Source organism: Caballeronia sp. NCF2, assembly GCF_023631205.1.
GTDB lineage: Bacteria > Pseudomonadota > Gammaproteobacteria > Burkholderiales > Burkholderiaceae > Caballeronia > Caballeronia zhejiangensis.
Window position 1 is genome coordinate 1 of sequence record NZ_JALQDN010000087.1, and the last position, 20,058, is coordinate 20,058.

A 20,058-nucleotide genomic window follows, 5' to 3' on the forward strand; every position below is an offset into this window, starting at 1 on the left:
CGTTTCGCGAGCGCGCGGGGGGGGGGCGGGTGTCGAGCGCCGGGGGGTGCTGCAAAAACACGGGGGGGGGGGGGGGGGGGGGGGGGGGGGGGGCGAGGCCACCCCCCCCCCCCCCCCCCGCGCCCCGCCAGGCCGATGACGGTTCCCGATGAACGGACACGAAGGAGACGCGATGTATCTCACGCTCACGGTGGAGAGCTATCAGGGCAGCGCGCCCGATGCGCCGCTCGCGTGCCGCTTCGGCGCGGCGGGCGGCACCGTCGGACGCGGCCCCGGCAACGTGCTGGTGCTGCCGGATGCGGCGAAGACCGTGTCGCGCGTGCATGCGCAAATCGACTGGACGGAGGACGGCTGGCGGCTCGCCGATCTCGGCAGCAATCCGAGCCGGGTCAATGGCCGGCCGCTCGCGGGCGGCCACAGCGCGCCGCTCGCCGATGGCGATGTGCTGGAGATCGGCGGCTACCGGCTCGGCGTGCGGGCGATGGCGCGCGCGCCCGCCGAAGCCTTCGATGCGCCGCTCGGCGTGCACGACCGTCGCGGCTTCGATCCGCTGAATGCGGAGAGCGGCGAAACCGCGACGGCAGCATTCGCGCACGATCCGCTCGCCTTCGCGGAGGTGCTGGCGGATTCGCCGCTGCCCGGTCCGCGCTTCGATCCGCTCGCCGTGGCCTTCTGCGCCCATGAAGCGCCGCATCGGCTCGACGGCCACGCGGCGTTCGCCGGATCGCAGAGCGATCACGTTCCGCCCGAGCAGGTCGCCTACGTGCCGCCGGTCCGTGATGCGTCGCATGCGCCCGCGGGCGGCATTCCGCACGACTACGATCCGCTCGGCGACGTCGCGCTCGCGCCTTGCACGACGGCCGCCGCCGCGAGCGACGCCATCGCCGAATCGGCCTATGCGGCGCTGCTCAACGGCATGCGCGTCGATGCCGCCGCGTTCGGCAGCCGCGACGCCGCCGAGGTCGCGCGTCTCGCGGGCGCGATGCTGCGCACGGCGATGCGCGGCGTGGTGGACGTGCTGCTGTCGCGCTCGGTGCTGAAACGCGAAATCAGCCTCGACACGACGATGCTGGTCCAGCGCGACAACAACCCGCTCAAGTTTTTCCCGGACGGCGACGGCGCGCTCGCGCAAATGCTGCGCGGCGCGAGCGCCGGCTATCTGCCCGCGCAGACCGCGCTCGAAGGCGCTTTCGACGATATCCGCCGTCACGAACTCGCGGTTCTCGCGGGCACGCGCGCGGCGATGCAGCATCTGCTCGGCCGCTTCGATCCGCAGACGATAGCGGCTGCCGACGCGCGGCGCGGCTGGCTCGACTGGCTGCCCGCGTGGCGCAAGGCGCGTCAGTGGGAGCGTCTCGTCGCGCTGCACGCCGAACTGAGGCGCGCGAGCGCCGACGATCTCCAGGCGCTGTGCGGCAGCGCTTTCAACGACGCATACGAGCGGCAGGCGAACGGTTTCGCCGATGCGAAGCCGCACGCTTCTTCGAACAATCATTGAATCCAGGCGCGAGGCGACGATGTCCAGAAACAACAAGGTGGTCTGGTCCGAAGGCATGCTGCTTCAGCCGCAGCATCTGCAGCAGCATGACCGCTATGTGCGCGCGCAGATCGACGCGCGTTGCGCCGCGCTTCGGCCTTACGCGTACGGCTTCTCGGAACTGGAGATCGATGTCGAGCAACTGAAGCTCGGCCGCATCGCGCTGAACGCGTGCGCGGGCGTGCTGCCCGACGGCAGTCCGTTTCGCCTGCCCGCCGACGATGAGCTTCCGCTGCCGCTCGCCGTGCCCGAGGACGCGCGCGATCTGACGGTCGTGCTCGCGCTGCCCGTTGCGCGTCACGGCGCGCCCGAGGCCGCGTATGCGGCGCACGCTGGCCACGACGGCTTCGCGCGCCATCGCATCGAGGAAACGGAAGTGCTCGACAGCAACGAGGGCTCGACCGGCGCCGCGCTCGTGCAGGTCGGCAAGCTGCAATTGCGCCTCGCGTTCGAGAATGACGTGGCGCACGCGCATACGTCGCTCGGGATCGCGCGCATCGTCGAGCGCCGCGCGGACAACAGCATCGTGCTCGATGCCGCCTACGCGCCGCCGTGTCTCGACTATCGCGTGTCGCGCCGGCTCAGCGGATTCGTCGACGAACTCACGGGCCTCATGCACCAGCGCGCCAATGCGCTCGCCGCGCGCCTCGCCCAGCCCGCCGCGACTGGCGCAGCCGAAATCGCCGATTTTCTGCTGCTGCAGGTGCTCAACCGGGCGGAGCCGTTGTTCGCTGGAATTGCATCGACGACCGGTTTGCATCCGCACGATCTGCATCAGCATGCGCTGCAACTGGCGGGCGAGCTTGCCACTTTCAGCCAGTCAGGCAAGCGTCCGGGCGCGTTCCCGGCGTATCGCCACGAGCGGCTCGACGAGACGTTCACGCCGCTCGTCAACGCGCTGCGCGCCGCGCTCGCCGCCGTGATGGATCCGCATGCCGTGCCGATCGCGCTGGAAGAGCGCAAGTACGGCCTGCGCGTGGCGATCGTCCCGGACCGCGAGCTGTTCCGCTCGGCGAGCTTCGTGCTCGCGGTCAAGGCCGATCTCGCGCCCGCCGCGCTGCTCAGCGGCTTTCCGCAGCAGGCGAAGCTGGGGCCGGTCGAGCGCATCCGCGATCTCGTCAATCTGCAATTGCCCGGCATCGCGCTGCGTGCGCTGCCGGTCGCGCCGCGCCAGTTGCCATTCCATGCCGGCTTCACCTATTTCGAGCTGGAACGCGGCGGCGATTTGTGGCGGCAGTTCGCGACGTCGGCGGGCGTGGCGTTGCATGTCGCGGGGGATTTTCCCGGCATCGAGTTCGAGTTCTGGGCGATCCGCCCATGAATCCCCGGCCTTATCCGACGAAGGAACGCATTGTGAATGCATCGACCTTTCCGCAAACCGGCTTCGACCCGGACGACACCATCCTGATTCCGCAACCGGGCGGACGTGTCGCGGAGCGCGCGCGCACCGAAGACGCGCCGCGCGCGCCGGTGCTGCCGGCCGCGGCGAGCGGTTTGAATCCGCTCGTGCGCGCGGCGAATCCGCTGATCGAACTGGCGTTGCCGCTGCGTCAGCGGGCCGCGATGACCGACATCGAAGCGCTGCGCGGCGAACTCGTGCGCATGATGCGCGCCTTCGAGCACGATGCCCGCGCGAGCGGCGCCGACACCGAAACGCTCGCGGCGGCGCGCTATTGCCTGTGTACGTGCATCGACGAGGCGATCTCGGGCACGCCGTGGGGCAGCGGCGTGTGGGCGAGCCGCAGCCTGCTCGTGACGTTTCACAACGAAGCGTCGGGCGGCGAGCGCTTCTTTCTGATCCTGCAACGTCTCGCGCAGGACCCGGCGCGCAACATCGACGTGCTGGAACTGCTGTACGTGATCCTGTCGCTCGGTTTTGAAGGACGCTATCGCCTGATCGATGGCGGGCGCAGTCAGCTCGAATCCGTGCGCGAGCGGCTCGAACGCATCATCCGCGATCAGCGCGGCGCGTTCGAAACCGAACTCTCGGTGCACTGGCGGCCCGCCGAACGCGCGCGCCGCCCGCTCGGGCAGCGCATGCCGCCGTGGGTGTGCGCCGCGCTCGCGGGCGTCGTCGTGGTGGCGACGCACATCGCGCTCGCGATGAGCCTGAACCGCACGTCCGATCCCGTGTTCGACGCGCTCAACCGCATCCGCGTGAGCGAGCGTCCCACCGCGCCGGCGAGCGTGATCGCGCCTGCCGCGATGCCCGCCGCCGCCGCGACGCTTGCGACCTTCCTCGCGCCGGAGATTCGTCAGGGACTGGTTTCGGTGCGCAAGGCGGCGGACCGCTCGATCGTCACGATCAACGGAGACAACCTGTTCGCCTCCGCCAGCGCTACGCTCGATCCGGCCTACGACGCGCTGATCGGACGCATCGCGGATGCGCTCAAGAGCGTGCCCGGCAAGGTCGTCGTGACGGGCCACACCGACGATCAGCGGCTCGTGTCGGCGCGCTTTCCGTCGAACTGGCATCTGTCGCAGGCGCGTGCGGAGAGCGTGCGCGCGATGCTCGCGTCGCTGACCGGGACGCCCGCGCGCTTTTCCGCCGAAGGACGCGGCGATGCCGAGCCGCTCGCATCGAACGATACGACCGCAGGCCGCGCGAAAAACCGGCGCGTCGAGATCACGCTGCTCGCGCCGGGCGCGTCGTCGTGAGTCGCTCGTCACGCACATCAGCAAGGAGATATCGATGAAAAAAATCGCAAAAACGCTCAGGATGCCGAAATGGCTGACGCTGGCGGGCGTGCTCGCGCTGCTCGTCGTCGTGTGGTTCGAAGGGCCGCTGTTCGCGTTCAACGGTCACGCGCCGCTCGAAACGCCGCGCAGCCGCTGGATCGCGATGGCCGCGCTCATCGCGATATGGGGACTCGTCTGGGGCGCGCGCCTGATCGCCGCGCGGCTCGTCAATCTGCGCTTCATGAGCGGCGTCGCGGGGCAGGGACAGGCGGCCGCCGCCGGCAGCGCGGAGCTTACGGTGCTGCGCGAGCGCTTCGAACAGGCGCTCGCGATCCTGCGGCAGGCGCGCATGAAGGGCGTCAACGGCCGCCAATGGGTGTATCAGTTGCCGTGGTACATGTTCATCGGCGCGCCAGGCACCGGCAAGAGCACGGCGCTCGCGCATTCCGGCCTGCGTTTTCCGCTGCGCGACAAGCTGGGCGAGGACGCGATCGGCGGCGTTGGCGGCACGCGTCACTGCGACTGGTGGTTCGCCGACGACGCCGTGCTCGTCGACACGGCAGGCCGCTTCACGACGCAGGACAGCGACGCGCAAGCCGACGAATCCGCGTGGACGGGCTTTCTGCAACTGCTGCGCAAATATCGGCCGCGGCGGCCGCTGAACGGCGTCATCGTCACGCTGTCGGCGGCGGATCTCGTGCGCGAGGACGACGCCGCGCGCGATGCGCACATCCGCACGATCCGCAGCCGTCTCACGGAACTGAGCGAGCGGCTCGGCGTGCGCTTTCCGGTGTACGTCGTCGTGACGAAGTGCGATCTGCTCGCGGGCTTCACCGAATTTTTTGACGATCTCGGCGAAGCGGAGCGCAATCAGGTCTGGGGCATCACGTTCGCGCTCGACGAATCGCCGGGCGCGGGCGCGGCGCTCGCGGCATTCGCCGCCGACTTCGACGCGCTCGGCACGCGGCTGCAGGCGCGCGTGCTGCATCGCATGCAGCGTGAGACCGATGTCGCCCGGCGCGCGCGCATCTACGGCTTCGCGCAGCAGTTCGCGGGGCTGCAACCGGCGCTCGGACGTTTTCTCGACGGCGCGTTTCGCGGCACGCGCTTCGAGGCGTCGCCGCTCCTGCGCGGCGTGTATTTCACGAGCGGCACGCAGCATGGACGGCCGATCGACCGCGCGATCAGCAGCATCGCGCAATCGCTCGGCTTGCGTCGCGACGCGGCGTATAACCGCGATGCGTCGGGCCGCGCGTATTTCATCAACCGGATGCTGAAGGACGTGGTGATCGCGGAGGCCGGGCTCGTCGGCGCGAACGCTCGCTTCGAGCGCTGCAGCGCGTGGCTGCGGCGCGGCGCGCTCGCGCTGGTCGGCGTGATGCTGATGCTCGCGCTCGCATGCATGGTGGTGAGCTACCAGCGCAATCGCGCCTATGTCGCGGAATTCGAGCGCGAGACGCAGCATGTGGCGCAACTGGCGCGCGAGGCGAACGCGACGGCCGATCCGCTCGCGGTGCTCCCTCTGCTCGACGCGGCGCGCGCGCTGCCCGGCGGTTACGCGGACGCCGGCAAGCCGGTGCCGTGGCTCACGCGGCTCTGGCTGTATCAAGGCGACAAGCTCGGTCAGGAAGCGCGCGTGACGTATCGGCGTCTGCTCGATCAGACGTTGCTGCCGCTCGCGGTCGGCAAACTGACGCAGGAATTGGACGATGGCGGCACGGTCAATGATTCGCCATCCGAAGTAAATCGATATGAAGCGCTGCGTGCCTATCTGATGCTCGGCGACGCGCGCCATTTCGATGCCGCCGCGCTGCGCGCGCATCTGGTTCCGGCGCTTGCCGCCAACGCAAGTCCGGCGCAGCGAAGCGCGCTCGATGCGCATCTCGCCGCGCTCTTCGACAAGGCGCAGTTCGATCCGTCGCTGCCGCTCGACGATGCGCTCATCAAGGCGGCGCGCGCGCGGCTCGCGGAGTTGCCGCTGTCGCAGCGCATCGGCAACCGGGTGGACGGCGAGTTGGCGCAGGCGAACGTTCCGGCGTTCACCGTGAGCGCGGCGGCCGGTCCCAACGCGCCGCTGCTGCTGCGGCGCACGAGCGGCGCGCCGCTCACGACCGGCGTCGCGGGCGCCTACACGCGCGCGGGCTACGCGCAATACACGCGTTTGCGCGACGCCGCGCTCGCCAATGTCGCGAAGGACGCGTGGGTGCTCGGCCGCGACCATGTGGCGCTGACGTCCGATGGCATCGCTTCATTGCGCGCCGCGCTCGACGAGCGCTATTTCGACGCCTACATGCACGCGTGGGACAGCCTGCTCGACGATGTGACCGCTGCGCCCGTCACCGCGCTCGCCGATGGCGCGCGCATCGCGAACGAGCTTTCCGCGCCCGATTCGCCGCTCAGGAAGTTCATCGTCGCGGCGGCGCGCGAGACGACGCTCGGCGCGAACACGGCGACGCGCGTCGACGAACACTTCCAGCCGCTGCATCAGCTCGCGGGCAAGCCGGGCGATGCCACGGCGCTCGATCGCGCGTTTGCGCCGCTCAAGGACGCCGCCGTGTATCTCGATGCCGCCGATGCCGCCCGCAGAATGGGCCAGCCCGCGCCCGCCGGCGACGCGCTCGGCAAGCTGAGGCTCGCGAGCCAGACGAGTCCCGCGCCGCTCACGCCGGTCGCCGCATCGATTGCGACGGCGGGCACGGCGCTCCTCGAAGGTGGCGAACGCGCCCGGCTCGACGCGCAGTGGAACGCGAACGCGGGCCCGCTGTGCCGCCGCGCGCTCGATGGCCGCTATCCCTTCGTGCATGGCTCGACCCGCGACGTCGCCGCCGACGACTTCGGCAAGCTGTTCGCGCCGGGCGGTCTCATCGACGATTTCTTCCAGAAGAACCTTGCCGCACTGGTCGATACGAGCGGTCCCGTCTGGCAATGGCGCGCCGGCACGCCACCCGCGGGCATGCCGCGCGACGCGCTCGCGCAATTCCAGCGCGCCGCGCAGATTCGCGATGCGTTCTTCCACGACGGCAGCCGCGACATGTCGATCCGTTTTCGCGTGAAGGCGCTGTGGTTCGATCCGGCGGTGACGCAACTGAATCTCGACATCGACGGACAGCAGCTCGCGCTCAAACAGGACGGCCTTCAGTCGATGCTGCTGCAATGGCCGAGCGGCAAGAACACGGGCCGCGCCAGCGCGCAGTTCGATCCGGCTTCCGCCGCGCAAGCCGCGCCGCTCGACGCGAGCGGTCCGTGGGCGCTGCTGCATCTCATCGACGCGGGCAGGCTCGACGCCACCGCGCAGCCGGACGGCTACAAGCTCACGCTCGAATCCGCCGGGCGCAAGGCCGTGCTCGAACTCGATGCGACCAGCGTCGTCAATCCTTTCCGGCGCGCGCCGCTCGAACAATTCCGCTGCCCGGAGCATCTGTGATGACGTCGCCGGGTGTCGCCGGATGCTTCGGCAAGCTGCGCGGCAACGGCGATTTCGTGACGCGGCGTCTGCCGCAAAGCTTCGTCGTTCCCTGGGATGCGATGTTGCAGGCGGGCCTCGTCGCGGGCCGCGCGGCGCTCGGGCCTGCGTGGCTCGATGCGTATCTGACCGCGCCGCTGTGGTGTTTCGTGCTCGGCGGCGGCGTGCTCGGTGAAAGCAGCTGGGCGGGCGTGCTGATGCCGAGCGTCGATAATGCGGGCCGGCATTTTCCGTTGACGATCGCCGCGCCCGTCGAAACTCATGCATGGCCGATGCGGCGTCCGCATGCGCGCGCGTGGTTCGCGCAGTGCGGCGCGCTCGCGCTCGCGACGCTCGACAAGCACGCGAGTCTTGCGAATTTCGATGCCGGATTGCTGGCGTTATCGGCCGAAGATGACGCGAACGTCGTTCCGATGCCGCCGCATGCGGGGACTTGGGGAACGAGCGTCTGGTGGCACGCGCAAACGCTGCGCACGAGCGCCGGTTTGCCCGACGCCGCGTTCGTCGCGGCGCTTTTCGATGACCGTGCCGCTTAATCGCCGTCGAAGCAGGCGATGACCGCCGTGATGTTGTCCTTGCCGCCTGCATCGAGCGCGAGCGCGACGAGTCGCCCGCAGGCGTGGCCGATGTCTTGCGGCGTCATCGATCCGAGCACCGCTTCGATCTCGCCGTGCGGCACTTCGCCGTGCAATCCGTCGCTGCACAGCAAGTAGCGGTCGCCGGGCAGCCACGCATGCGCTTGCACGACGGGCGCGATCGACGGCAACGGCCCGAGCGCCTGCAACAGCACGTTGCGCGGCGGCAAATGCTCGATCGCGCCGGACTCCAGCGCCTGCTGATAAAGCGTCTGGTCGCGCGACAGTTGCATGAGCGCGCCATCGCGATATCGATACAGCCGGCTGTCGCCGATGTGAAGCGAAATCAGCCGCGCCGAGCCGCGCGGCTGCCAGATGCCCGTCAACGTGGTGCCCATCGCCCGATGCGCGAGCCGCTCGCGCAGGTTCTTCGCGTGAAGCGTCGCGTTGGCGCGATCGAGCGCGTCGGCGGCGGCGCGCATCGCGCAGGCGGAAGCATCGTGCACGGTGGCGTCGGGATCGTCGGTGCGCGCGCCGTCGGCGTGAATGCGGGACGTCGAATCGGCGGCGAGTCGCATCGCGATGCAGTCGAGCGCGGTCGCGCTGGCGCGCGCACCGAAGGCATGGCCGCCCATGCCGTCCGCGACCGCGACGAGGTTCAGCGTCGGATCGATCAGAAAGCGGTCCTGGTTCTCGCGACGCACGCGGCCGGCGTCGGTAAGGCCGAACGCGGTGCACGCGGCAAGGCGGATCGGCGTGTCGGGATTCATCGGTCGTGCTCCTTCGGATGCGTGTCGTAGTGAAGCGGCGTTACAGCCCGGCGTCGCGCTGGAATCGCGCGCGGTCGTGCTCGTTGGCGATCGCCGCCGCGAGCCGTTCGTGCAGCGCGCGCAGGCTGGCCGCGCGCGTGGACTCGCGTTTCGCGATGATCGTCGCGATCGGGCCGAGATAAACGGCGAGCTTGAGCGCGGCGGCGCGCACGTCTTCCGCATCGAGCGATGACAAAGCCGATGCCGCTCCGTGGGTCGTGCCCACGTTCGACCCGTCCGCGAAGGCGGCGACGAACTGCGCGCGGCCTTTGTCGGAGGGAACATGCGGCGCGAGCAGGGCGACGAGCGCCGGCAAATCCGGCGCATCGGCAATGCGCGCCGCCGCGCGCCGCACGAGCAGACGCGCGACCGGTCCGATCTGCGCGGCGAGCCGCGCTTCGACCGACGCGAGCGTGGCGGCGGGCCACATCGTGAGCGACGGCAGCGAGTCGCCGCGCATGGAGCCTGTTTCCGGCGCCATCGTTCGCGCTTCGAGAATCGTGCGGTCATCCGAGGTTGCGGGACTGCTGCCCGATGCATCGGCAAGCGCCTGCCGCAGCGCGTCGGCACTCTGATAGCGCGCGGCCGGACGGCGGGACAACGCGCGCATCAGCACGTCGTCGATTTCGCGGGGCAGCGCCGGATTGCAGGCGGACGGCAGGCGCGGCGTCTCGTGCATCACTTGCCGCATGACTTCGGCCTGCGAAGCGCCCGCGAACGGCCGGCATCCGGTGAGCATTTGATAAAGCACGACCGCGGCGGAAAACAGGTCGGAGCGGCCATCGACGGGATCGCCCGCGAACTGCTCCGGCGACATGTAGCAAGGCGTGCCGATCATCGCGCCGGCGAGCGTCAGCGTCGACGATTCGACATGCGCGACGCCGAAGTCCGCGACCTTCAGCCGCCCTTGTTCGCTGACGAGCAGGTTCGCGGGCTTGATGTCGCGATGCACGACGCCGTGCGCGTGCGCGAAGCCGAGTGCGGCGAGCAGTTGCGCGAACCAGTCGAGCGCGCGCGCGAGTTCGAGCGGACGGCCCGCGTCGAGCAGGGGCTTCAGCGCGTGTCCGTCGACCAGTTCCATCGCGATATAGGCAGTGTCATCGGCTTCGCCATAGTCGTATACGCCGACGATGTTCGGATGCGTGAGCCGCCCGGCCGCCTGCGCCTCGCTGCGCAAGCGCGTCATGAGACTCGCGCGCTCGCCGGTCTCGAACAACTCGTGACGGACGGTCTTCAGCGCGACATGCCGCTCGATATGCGGATCGAATGCGCGATAGACGACGCCCATCGCACCCGTGCCCAGCACCGCCTCGATGCGGTACTTGCCGAGTTGTGCAATGCGCGGCGGCTCCATCGCGGTGGCTTTCACCTCATGCCTCGATCATCCTGAACGCTTCCACGAGGCTCGTCTTCATGCGCGCGAACGACGCGGCGAGCGAAGCGATCTCGTCGCGGCCGCGCTCGGTGAAGTCCGCGCCGTCGAGTTGTCCGAGGCTGGCTTCGTCGGCGGCGCGCGAAAGGGCGCGGATGCGCCGCGTGACGAGCAGATGCACCATCACATTCAGCGCGATCAGCAGCAGCACGAATACGGCGAGCAGCGAGCCGAGGAAGGTGCGCAGCACCGCGTCGCTGCGCGCGACGGGCAGCGCCATCGGCACCGAGACGAAGTCCGCGCCGATGACATCGTGCATCGCCCAGTTGAAGCCGTTGTCGGGACCGTATTTGTCGATGAGCGTTTTCGGCGCGCGCGACGGCACGCTGTGACACTCCATGCAGGCGGCGTCGGTGATGCGGTTCGGGCGCGCGATATACAGGTTTTGCCCGGACGGCGTGTCGCGCAGTCCGACGATTTCCTTCAGTTCCGGCTTGTCGTGCAGATGACGGATGACATCCGTTTCCCAGTCCGAAGGCCGGTCGCGCGGATTGGTCGGGTTCAGCATCGTCGAGCGATAGGAGTATCCGGCAAGTCGCTTCTCCAGCGTCATCAGCGTTTCGACCGCCGAGAACGCCGGCACCGATTGCGGCACGAAGCTGTATTTGAGCTGCGTCTGAAGGAGCGGCGTGACTTGCGTCGCGGTGTAGTTCTGCGCCGCGCTCGCCGCTTCCATGAGAACGCGCGCATTCTGCACGGTCTCTTCGATGGCCGCGCGACGCAGCAACTCGCGCGCGGCGAACCCGGCCGACACGAAGCCGACGACGAAAACCGCGAGAAACACCAGATTGAACTTGACGGCGAGCGACAGTCTCATGACTCCACCTCGGTTGATTTGTCCTGCACGGGCGAGACCGCGCGACGGTGCGGCATGGCGGGAGGCGGGCACAGCACGCGCCGCCATTCGGGAAGATTGCGCAGGTTCAGCCGCAGTTGCGCGCGGAACGGCTCGCTCTGCGCGAGCGGCCTAAAGCGTGCGACGAAGCTGCGCCGGATGGGCAGCGGCGCGATGAGCCAGTCGGCGATATCGGCGTACGTCGCGGGGCGGCCCTGCGCGGGCGCGACGAGCTTCGCCTTCGCGGGCGTCGAAGCCATCGCGAGCGGATCGCGGAACGGCAGCGGCATCGCGGCGATGAACGACGGCGCGGCGCGCGTGCCCACGACGAGCGGTTTGCCGGTCTCGCGTTCGGCGTAATGCTCGCCGTCGAGTTGCTGATGGGCGTCGGCATGTTCGGGCAGGGCGAGCGTCACGCTGCCCGCTTCGAGAAAGAGCGCGGTCATCTCGCGGGCCGCGTGCAGCACGGCGGCGCCGTCGCGCAGGCTGACGTCGAGCGTGGGCGTGTCGATCGGAAAAGGCTCGGCAGCGCTCATTCGCGGACGCGCGATCTTGATCCAGCCCGAGAGCAGCGCGAGCGCATCGCCGTGCGGCGCGATATCGATGGCGAGGCGCGTGTCCGCGCCGAGCGCGACGATCGTGCCGTCGCTGTCTTCGATCTGCGCGCTGCCGTGCGCGTCGGTGGCGAGCAGATCGCCCGGCTCGAGCGCGATGGGCGCATCGACGTTGAAGACGGACGTCGCGCGAATCAGCGTGACCGTTCCTTCGGGCAACAGCGTGGCCTGGCCCGCTTGCGCGCCGTGAAGCGAGCACAGACAAGCGAGCGCGACGCCGAAGCGAAAGGTTTGCAGCAGGGTTCGGGCGTTCATCGCGGCGAGGCCTCGAAGCGTGAAGTGATTGCGACGAAAACAGCCTTGCCGCGCGTTCTATTCCACGCAAATTTTCTGTTTATCGATGGAACAAATCGACGCCGCGCGGTGTTGCTGACGGAACACGAAAAAAACGCCTTCGCATGAGCGAAGGCGTCGGCTGGTCGATGCAGGAAGGCGCTATCCGTTCAGGAAGCCGAGCACGGCCTTGCGCACCCTCAGATCCCACGTCTGCTCTTCTTTGTGGCTCGTGGCGAGCGTGAGCAGGCCTTTGATCATCGCATCGTCGGAATCGAAGGCGAAGCCCGCATCGCTCAGATAGTCCGATCCCCAGACCTTGAGGCTATCCACGTATTTGCCGCCCGCCGTGAATTCCGCCTGCGTGACGATGCTCTCGTCGTCCTTGAACATCGCGAGGAAGTGCATCTTGTCGCCGCAGATGCCCGAGTTGAGCGCGAGCACCGAGAGCGCCGGAATCGGCACCGCGTAGCGCTTGAACCAGGCGTTGAAGGCGATCGGCCGGGTATGCAGCGCGTCGCGTTGCATGCGTGCTTCCCAGTATCCCTTCGCCTGGTAGCAGAAGCGCTTGATGCGCTTGATCTCCACGATCTTCCAGATGACCTTCGCGAGCGTCTCCATGATGGACACGACCGCATCGACGATGGTCGATGCGCCCTGGCTGGCGAACTGCAGACCGAGGCTCGCTCCGCCCTTGACGAGGTCGTACACGCCCGAGCCGATGCTCAGCTTCATCGCGCGCCTGATGGCTTCCACGATGGTTCCGGGATGCCCGGCCAGCACCTGCACATCGCGGCCTTGCACCCACTCGCGATACTTGGTGATGCTGCTGTCGACGGTATTGGCGATGCCCTTGGCGATATCCAGCCCCGCGCCGATGAATGGCGCGAGCGTCGCAAGCAGCTTGCCGCACAGAAAGTCGACGAGTTTGCGCAAGAGCGCGGGCATCGTGTCGAGCGCGAAGCCGCCGGGATCGTTGCGGATGTCCGCGACCTTCTCGCGAATCATGTCCCACAGCTTTCTCGCGCCTTCCTCGACTTTCGCGCGAATGGCTTCGTACAGCCGTTGCGCCGCGCTGCTCAACGCGGGTAACGTGAGCGTGGAAGTCGCGAGCTGATTCGACTTCACGAGCGTCGGTTCCTTGTGCTTCCTGATCTTCTTCTGCACCTGTTCGAGCGCGAGCGATGCCGACTTCTGCACGACGCTGTTGTCGAGTATTTCCGATGCGCGCGCCGCCGCGACATTGGTATCCGGCGCGAATCCGAGTCCGACGTTGGTGATATCGAATGCGCCTTCCAGCAGCACTTGAAACGTGTCGTCCTCCAGTTCCAGGTTGCCGAAGAGATACAGCACGCCGAGGCGCGCGTTGATGAGCGCGGGCGTCATGAAGTCCTGCGCGCCTGCCGCGGCGTCCGTGTCGCCCTTGCCGTGCAGTTGCTGATCGAGCAGCGTGAAGCATTTCGAGCCATTGCGCGAGCCGGTCTTCCAGGCGTCGTCGGGGCCGACAGATAATCGCCAGCGCTCGAACGCCTGCACCAGCGCGTGGAATTGATGAACTGTCCGGTTGCGGTGATACATGAGGATCTGCTGATCCAGATCCTTCAGCGCCGCGCCGCGCACCTGAAGCAGCGCCGAGGTTCCTCTGAGCCATTCATCGTGGGAAATGATGTCGGGCAGCTGGGCGTAAGCGTAGGGCATGGATGGGTCTCCTATTTCAAGTGGTCATTGACTGTCGGGGAGGCGGCCTAGCACCACGGGATATCGTTCAGCTTTACGTAGCGGGTTTCGATCAGGCGGCCGCTGCGACTGCGCACGTCCACCCGATAGATGCAGCCGAAACTGAAGAAGTTGTGATCCAGCACGAAGATTTCGCGGTGCATGATGCCTCCTGCCGTGGCCGGTTTGCGGATCGAACCGGGCCGATCCTGGCCGCTGCGGGATGTCGCGGCCGTCGATAGCAAAACAGCGGGGCTGGAGGATTTGTTCCGCGTGGCGGCGGCAATATATTTGCGGGCGAGGACGGAATAAACGCGGGACTTAAAGTGTCCGGCCGGACGTTTTTTGTGCTGGATTGACCGTGAGATCGGTGGCCGTCTGGAGATCCGACGATCGGGGCATGGCCCGGCCGTGTCTGCCGAGCTTGCGATATATCTTCGATTACTGCATCTCGCTCCGTGCGGTCACGTTCGCATCTACGCACTCGCCGGCCACCCTTTTGCAATTCGCGGACGTCTGACTGTTATCTTGCAAACGGTGACGAATTCATTGTTATCCACGAGATTGCGGCACGCCGTTGAGCGGCGAATCTCCGTTAGAACGATGCGCAGATCGTAAGTTAGCCCTGCGCCGACGCAGCCGAGTTCACTCGCGACCTGCAACCAGAACAATCCGGTCTTCATCGGAATAACTCCGCTTCACGTTGCGTCCGCTTCGCTTTCGTCCTCGGCGAGCAACTGGCTGTCGGGCAGCCGGAAGGGCACGAGGTTGTCGGCGTTGTTCGCCTCCACCAGACGGATCATTTGGAGCATGAAGACGTCGCGCTCCACCGGCGACAGATGCTCTATCGTGCGATCGTGCGCGCGCTGAACGGCGGCGGCCATCTTCCTGACGAGGCGTTTGCCCGCCGGCGTCAGCTTGACGAGCCGCAGCCGCTTGTCATGTTCTGCCTGCGTGCGGCTGACGAGCCCGCGCGCGTTCAGTCGCGGAATGACTTCCGCGACGCTGGAGCGCTCCAGTCCCACTTCGATGGCGAGCGAGTTCTGATCCATCTCGCCGAGCGATTCCAGCGCCGTGAGCAAACTGTATTGCACCGGCGTGATGTTGAACTCGCTTGTCTCCTGCACGAACAGGAACTGCCTGCGCTTTGCTGACGCAAACGAACGAGTTGTATTCAGGCCGCATTCGGCCTCGTTTCATTTGACCAAGTGGCTGACGCACAGGCGAGTTTCCAGCGCCAAACATTTCCTAAAAGACACATGATCACCCTGCGGGAGGCGGGCGATCGGATCTGCGGCAAACGTTTGAAGGCCCTCATCCCAACGCTGATTGGCTCGATGACACGGCATGGCCGCATGACGCTATCGAAGGCCGTTCGCCAGCGGTTGAACCGGATTTTCTCTGACTGGAAAAATTCTCTGCCTGGTTACCTGAGCTGACGCGCTCGCGCGCGTACAAGCAAAACGACCGAACCGGTATTTCCTCCCCGCGCGGCACTATGTATCGAGCGGCACGGCGGCGTCGTCGGGATTTAGCCCGCAGATGGGCGTGATCGACGGCACGACGCGACAGTTGCTCTACAAGGTGGCGATTGGAGCGGGCGCGCACTCCGTCGCTGTGGACAGCACTCTCGGCCAGGTTTATGTGCCCTTCCAGCCCAGCACTTCGAGCCAATTTCCGAACGGCGGCATCTCGGTTTTCACGACGAAGTAAGCAACGCGAAGAGACTCCGTAATGGGCAACGCGCCGGAGCTCGACCCGAGCTCCGGCGCATCTTTTCCGACCAGACGATATCCGCTCTGGTACTTCGGCATCATGTCGTGGCCGCGGTGCCCAAAGCATCGGAGCTCAGATCACCGAAGCAAGCGATGAGCCTTTCGCATAGGAAAGGATCTTTGCGTTATCGACTCGCGGCAAGGACCCCCGCAAGGTCGCTACCGTTCTTTCCCGGTCGCGGGACGCGGCGTGCGAAAGAAAATCGTTCCGTCGACGGCGAGCGGCGTCACAGTCGAGGCCCGATTCGGCGACCGCCCAGGCCAGCGTACCAGAAGCAGCACGGCGTATACAAGAGCGCACGGGCGGTGCCTCGCCAGACTAGCCACGCAATCACCCGCATCGCAATGCCAGCATTTGCGTAGTACGACGATTCCCCGAGGCTCACGAGCCACACGCCCGCGGCGAACAGGTAGACCCCGGACAACAGCATAAGTCGACGGTGACCCATTGAGTCACGAGGGGGAAGGGGTGCCGGGCGCGGGCCGGCGGATCGGCGTATTCATGGCACGACTCCGGGTATCGACGGGCAAGGGAGCAGCCGGGGCCAGAGCCGGCGATAACGTGCGCAAGAGAAACAAAAGAAATCGACGACAGGTTCGTTGCACTTTTTGCACTGACGAAGCGGAAGAGTAATCTCATGCCTGAGAAGCGATCCGTTCATGGATCAGATATCAAGAAGTTCAGCGATCAATCGATTGATGCCAGCGACGGTGACGTCAGGGCTCTCGGTTGCGACGGACTGTCGAGCTTGGGCGAACACCTACAGCCTGCGAAGCAAACGGAATCCGAACTCAGCAAATAAGCGTCGCGAAGGATACGGCAACTCACAGTCCCTCTTAAGGTGCGGGAGGTCCGTCGCGGGTCTCTTGTGAACAGGGCACACGCTTGAGAGCTTGAACTAGCGCCACGGATGAATTTGGGTAGACCGACCGGCCATCGGAACTGCGGACTTTGTTGGCGAACCCTAAGTCCTAGACCTGGTCCTTACTCACAAGTAAGGTCATTCGTTCTGCCTGAAGATGCGGTACATCTCCGTAATGTCGTGCAGAGCGAGAAAGCCGCGCCACATAACGGTTGGCCCAGGTGGACGATCATGCTTGCGCGCGAGGTAACCGCCGAGTTTTGCGATCCATAGCACGACCTGCGTCAGCGTTGGAAGCCGAGCAGGCAACGTCGTCGTGTTGTGTACGCGGCAATACAACGCGCGCCATTCAAGTTGTTGAAGCAGCACATCGCATGGCAGATCGCCGTCTATTCGGGCCAGCAAGGTCGCGTACAAGATGCGCCAACTGATTACGGCAAATAAGGCGGTGGCACGCACGAATCGATCGAGATTGCCGAATTGCCGTGCCTCGACGCGACAACCGCTCTTGAGTATGCGATGCCACGACTCGATCGTCCAACGCCGCTCATACCATTCCAGGCGCTCCAGTGCTTCTTCGCGAGTATTCGTGGGCACCGAAGTGAGTAGCATCCATTCAAGGGGTTCATGACCTTCGGCAACATCCGCTTCTATGGCGTGAATCGCGAACACCTCGACGTTGGGTAATCTTCTGGGGCGTCGATAGCGCGGTGGGCGCAAGCTCACCGGCGCGCATCGCAACGTTAGGCGTGCGGTGCGTGCGATCGTGCTACCCGAACCTGGAATCTTCAATTCAGTGAAGCCCAGCACCGGCGCTGCGACGATCGTCTCCCACAGATACTTCTGCGGATGCGCCACCCTGCGATTCCAGCTCGCACGAACTAGCCAGTCGACGCCAGCAGGGCGATCGGCCCTGAATACGTCGTAAATGTCTCCCTCACGATCGCATACGCCAATGCAATGCGTCTGCGGACAATGCGCTTTGAGCGCGCTCAGGTGTTCCAGTCCTTCAAGCCATTTCGCGCTTTCCTTCTCCCGGATCGTGCGCCGCCTGCGCAACTCGCCCTTACCGCGCTCCTCGGGTGTACGCGTCCAGGTCTTCATGCCCAGCACACCCAACGGCAACCCTTCTGGGGTTACCGCCAGCATGCTATGCATCATAAAACCGCGAAGATTATGGCCTGCGCAATGGCCTAGACCTTCCGTCGCATGCAGATGCGTAAGATTGAATTCGGTCGTGTCCTGTACAGCCAACACGACCGACGCGTCCCGCATGCGTTCGAGCGTTCGACCAATATGCGAACCAAGCACGCCGTCGGGATCTACCTTCGGATTATCAAAAAACCGGTACGCAGCTTTAAGGTCCGCGCCTTTAAGCGACTGGGGAAAAGAACATTGTGGAGCGCCCGACAATCTACCTGCAAGTGCGATCAAGCGCTGAGTTAGGCGAGCGTCACCCAGTTGCGCCGCGCCGAACTCAACACTTGCCCAGTCATCGGGATCGCTCGCATCAGTCAATGTTGAACATCGCCCACAAATGTCGTATGGGCGGAAGTTAACATCACGCGTCGCAGTTTACAAGTCAACCCGCCAAAGATGTGGGTAAAGACCAGGTCCTAGACAGGGGGCATGAGCGCCTTTGACTGCGCCCAAGCTGTAAGCCGAACGAGGCCGCAGTCCTGATGCAGTAGCGACGGTCTGGCGGCCCGCGCAGCCAGCCCTTGCCGTACTGCGCGCCATCAACGAAGCGCGCCCGAGTAACGGAGGCGAACACAAGGGCGCCACTGGCATTAACGACAAGCCGTAAGTGGACGAACGCAACGCTCGAAGTGCCCGCGTCGGTTCCTCCAGCAGCGGCACCGGCCGACCATTCCATCGACGACTTGATTCAGCGTCGTCTTTTCTGTCGGCCCGCGTTGCAGTCCGTATGGCGCCTCACGCCCTATGGTCGCGCAGGAATCTAAAGAACTCCACGCCTTCCTGCAAGCGTCGTTTCATCATCTCCCAACTTACCAGCATCTCGCGGACGATCTCCCAGATCTTTGTTGGTCGGAAGTAGAAACGCTTATAAAATTCCTCGACGCCAAGAAAGATTTCTTCGCGCGACAGATGTGAATAGCCGATGGTCGATTGCTGTGTGCCCGCCGAGTTGACAAGCATGATGTGCTTGCTTTCTTTGAGCCATCCGTTCTCGACCGCTTGCTTATGGAGAACCGTCCCCGGATACGGCGCGGCGAGCGATACTTGAATCGTGTGCGGATTGATCTCCTTCGCATACTGGATCGTCTTCTGTATCGTTTCGTGTGTTTCGCCCGGAAGCCCGAGAATAAACGTGCCGTGAATCTTGATGCCGAGCTTGCGGCAATCTTCACTGAAACGGCGCGCCATGTCTGTGCGCAGCCCTTTTTTGACATTGACGAGAATCTGGTCGTCGCCCGATTCGTAGCCGACGAGCAGAAGCCGCAAGCCGTTATCCTTCATCACTTTGAGGGTTGAATACGGGACGTTCGCTTTCGCGTTGCATGACCACGTCACTCCTAGCTTGCCGAGTCCGCGAGCGATCTCTTCGGCCCTCGGCCTTAGATCTGTGAAGGTATCGTCGTCGAACATGATTTCCTTCACTTCGGGCATGTTGTCCCTGATCCATTTCACCTCTTCAAGGACGTTCTCCACCGAGCGCGTGCGATATCGATGTCCGCCAACCGTATGCGGCCAGAGGCAGAACGTGCACCGCGACTTGCAACCCCGTCCCGTGTAGAGCGAGACATACGGATGTTTGAGATAGCCGCTAAAGTAATTCTCGGTCTTGAGGTCACGTTTGTAGATGGGCGCAACGAACGGCAACTGATCCATGTCTTCGAGAATGGGCCGGGCTTCGTTGTGCACAATTCCACCGTCGGGCAAGCGATAGCTCAAGCCGAGAATCGACTCGAACGGGAGTCCCTGAGCGATGTCTCGACATGTGAAGTCGAATTCTTCGCGGCACACGAAATCGAGCGCATCGCTCGCGGCGAGGGAGCCGTGCGGATCGACCGCGACCTTTGCCCCGATCATCCCGATGAGGGCACGCGGATTGCGGCGCTTGAGATGCTCCGCGAATTGCGCATCGCTCTCAAATGACGGCGAGCTCGTATGGATGACGATCAGCTCGTATTCTTGAGCAATGTTCAATGTCGCAGCTAGGGACAGGCCATCTGCCGGGGCGTCCACTACACGGCTACCTTCAACCAACGCGGCGGGCTGGACAAGCCATGTCGGGTACCAGAATGACTTAATCTCGCGCCTCGTCTGGAAACGTGAGCCCGCTCCGCCATCGAAGCCGTCGAACGAAGGTGCCTGGAGAAAGAGCGTTTTCATATGTGCCCTCAAAGATGACAGTCCGCTTGCAGGATTTATTCGCCCACAGGAAATCGCCATATTTTTGCGATGCGCTCGACCAAATTTAGGCCGTCAAAAATCGTGAGGATCAGGATTGCAACGTGGCGGC

General features: G+C 65.3%; 17 protein-coding genes. 8 read left to right on the forward strand and 9 right to left on the reverse strand.

Features of this window, described 5'->3' with window-relative positions:
- The 6 genes from NCS02_RS32280 to tagF form a co-directional block, all read left to right on the forward strand.
- Nucleotides 1–139: twin-arginine translocation signal domain-containing protein (locus NCS02_RS32280; protein ID WP_284507665.1), on the forward strand; the 139-nt coding region annotated here is incomplete at its 5' end.
- Nucleotides 140–172: 33 nt separating this feature from the next.
- Complete coding sequence (gene tagH, locus NCS02_RS32285; RefSeq protein ID WP_250523528.1) at nucleotides 173–1,498, forward strand: type VI secretion system-associated FHA domain protein TagH; 1,326 nt, start codon at nucleotides 173–175, stop codon at nucleotides 1,496–1,498.
- A 19-nt stretch (nucleotides 1,499–1,517) separates the two neighbouring features.
- Nucleotides 1,518–2,858, forward strand: coding sequence for a type VI secretion system baseplate subunit TssK (gene tssK / locus NCS02_RS32290; protein WP_250523529.1), 1,341 nt, complete (start codon nucleotides 1,518–1,520; stop codon nucleotides 2,856–2,858).
- Nucleotides 2,855–4,195, forward strand: a complete 1,341-nt coding sequence (locus tag NCS02_RS32295) for a DotU family type VI secretion system protein (RefSeq protein WP_250523530.1) — start codon at nucleotides 2,855–2,857, stop codon at nucleotides 4,193–4,195. The genes tssK and NCS02_RS32295 overlap by 4 nt, the downstream gene beginning before the upstream one ends.
- Before the next feature lie 34 nt (nucleotides 4,196–4,229).
- A complete protein-coding gene (tssM, locus tag NCS02_RS32300; RefSeq protein WP_250523531.1) occupies nucleotides 4,230–7,640 on the forward strand; it encodes a type VI secretion system membrane subunit TssM in 3,411 nt (1,136 codons plus the stop codon).
- Nucleotides 7,640–8,215: a type VI secretion system-associated protein TagF gene (tagF, locus tag NCS02_RS32305; RefSeq protein WP_250523532.1), complete on the forward strand. Its 576-nt coding sequence runs from the start codon at nucleotides 7,640–7,642 to the stop codon at nucleotides 8,213–8,215. Before tssM ends, tagF begins: the two co-directional genes overlap by 1 nt.
- Here tagF and NCS02_RS32310 read toward each other — a convergent pair.
- From NCS02_RS32310 to NCS02_RS32335, 7 genes are all read right to left on the reverse strand, one after another.
- Nucleotides 8,212–9,024 (reverse strand): PP2C family protein-serine/threonine phosphatase, encoded by an 813-nt coding sequence (locus NCS02_RS32310; protein WP_244808428.1) that lies wholly within the window; start codon nucleotides 9,022–9,024, stop codon nucleotides 8,212–8,214. The two genes, tagF and NCS02_RS32310, sit on opposite strands and share 4 nt — an antisense overlap.
- A gap of 40 nt (nucleotides 9,025–9,064) precedes the next feature.
- A complete protein-coding gene (locus NCS02_RS32315; RefSeq protein ID WP_250523533.1) occupies nucleotides 9,065–10,432 on the reverse strand; it encodes a serine/threonine-protein kinase in 1,368 nt (455 codons plus the stop codon).
- Nucleotide 10,433: 1 nt separating this feature from the next.
- Nucleotides 10,434–11,312, reverse strand: coding sequence for a Tll0287-like domain-containing protein (locus NCS02_RS32320; protein WP_250523534.1), 879 nt, complete (start codon nucleotides 11,310–11,312; stop codon nucleotides 10,434–10,436).
- Nucleotides 11,309–12,199, reverse strand: a complete 891-nt coding sequence (locus NCS02_RS32325; protein WP_244808431.1) for a FecR domain-containing protein — start codon at nucleotides 12,197–12,199, stop codon at nucleotides 11,309–11,311. Before NCS02_RS32325 ends, NCS02_RS32320 begins: the two co-directional genes overlap by 4 nt.
- 180 nt (nucleotides 12,200–12,379) lie before the next feature.
- A complete protein-coding gene (locus tag NCS02_RS32330; protein ID WP_250523535.1) occupies nucleotides 12,380–13,915 on the reverse strand; it encodes a hypothetical protein in 1,536 nt (511 codons plus the stop codon).
- A 47-nt stretch (nucleotides 13,916–13,962) separates the two neighbouring features.
- Entirely contained in the window at nucleotides 13,963–14,097 is a 135-nt protein-coding gene (locus NCS02_RS36410; protein WP_284504531.1) for a hypothetical protein, read from the reverse strand.
- Nucleotides 14,098–14,631: 534 nt separating this feature from the next.
- Nucleotides 14,632–15,060, reverse strand: coding sequence for a MarR family winged helix-turn-helix transcriptional regulator (locus NCS02_RS32335; protein WP_250523536.1), 429 nt, complete (start codon nucleotides 15,058–15,060; stop codon nucleotides 14,632–14,634).
- Between the two features lie 132 nt (nucleotides 15,061–15,192).
- On the opposite strand from NCS02_RS32335, the gene NCS02_RS32340 reads away from it, so the two are divergent.
- A complete protein-coding gene (locus NCS02_RS32340) occupies nucleotides 15,193–15,372 on the forward strand; it encodes a hypothetical protein (protein WP_244808434.1) in 180 nt (59 codons plus the stop codon).
- A gap of 103 nt (nucleotides 15,373–15,475) precedes the next feature.
- A complete protein-coding gene (locus NCS02_RS32345; protein WP_250523537.1) occupies nucleotides 15,476–15,646 on the forward strand; it encodes a hypothetical protein in 171 nt (56 codons plus the stop codon).
- Nucleotides 15,647–16,709: 1,063 nt separating this feature from the next.
- Here the strand turns inward: NCS02_RS32345 and NCS02_RS32350 are convergent.
- Entirely contained in the window at nucleotides 16,710–18,089 is a 1,380-nt protein-coding gene (locus NCS02_RS32350) for an IS4 family transposase (protein WP_250523538.1), read from the reverse strand.
- A 417-nt stretch (nucleotides 18,090–18,506) separates the two neighbouring features.
- Nucleotides 18,507–19,928, reverse strand: a complete 1,422-nt coding sequence (gene hpnJ, locus NCS02_RS32355) for a hopanoid biosynthesis associated radical SAM protein HpnJ (RefSeq protein ID WP_250523539.1) — start codon at nucleotides 19,926–19,928, stop codon at nucleotides 18,507–18,509.
- Nucleotides 19,929–20,058: the final 130 nt, after the last annotated feature.

Coding starts and splice junctions, on each gene's coding strand:
- NCS02_RS32320 (WP_250523534.1), bottom strand. CDS start 11,312: ATGAGACTGTCGCTCGCCGTCAAGTTCAATCTGGTGTTTCTCGCGGTT.
- NCS02_RS32295 (WP_250523530.1), top strand. CDS start 2,855: ATGAATCCCCGGCCTTATCCGACGAAGGAACGCATTGTGAATGCATCG.
- NCS02_RS36410 (WP_284504531.1), bottom strand. CDS start 14,097: ATGCACCGCGAAATCTTCGTGCTGGATCACAACTTCTTCAGTTTCGGC.
- hpnJ (WP_250523539.1), bottom strand. CDS start 19,928: ATGAAAACGCTCTTTCTCCAGGCACCTTCGTTCGACGGCTTCGATGGC.
- NCS02_RS32310 (WP_244808428.1), bottom strand. CDS start 9,024: ATGAATCCCGACACGCCGATCCGCCTTGCCGCGTGCACCGCGTTCGGC.
- NCS02_RS32330 (WP_250523535.1), bottom strand. CDS start 13,915: ATGCCCTACGCTTACGCCCAGCTGCCCGACATCATTTCCCACGATGAA.
- tagF (WP_250523532.1), top strand. CDS start 7,640: ATGACGTCGCCGGGTGTCGCCGGATGCTTCGGCAAGCTGCGCGGCAAC.
- NCS02_RS32345 (WP_250523537.1), top strand. CDS start 15,476: ATGGGCGTGATCGACGGCACGACGCGACAGTTGCTCTACAAGGTGGCG.
- NCS02_RS32340 (WP_244808434.1), top strand. CDS start 15,193: ATGATCACCCTGCGGGAGGCGGGCGATCGGATCTGCGGCAAACGTTTG.
- tssM (WP_250523531.1), top strand. CDS start 4,230: ATGAAAAAAATCGCAAAAACGCTCAGGATGCCGAAATGGCTGACGCTG.
- tagH (WP_250523528.1), top strand. CDS start 173: ATGTATCTCACGCTCACGGTGGAGAGCTATCAGGGCAGCGCGCCCGAT.
- tssK (WP_250523529.1), top strand. CDS start 1,518: ATGTCCAGAAACAACAAGGTGGTCTGGTCCGAAGGCATGCTGCTTCAG.
- NCS02_RS32325 (WP_244808431.1), bottom strand. CDS start 12,199: ATGAACGCCCGAACCCTGCTGCAAACCTTTCGCTTCGGCGTCGCGCTC.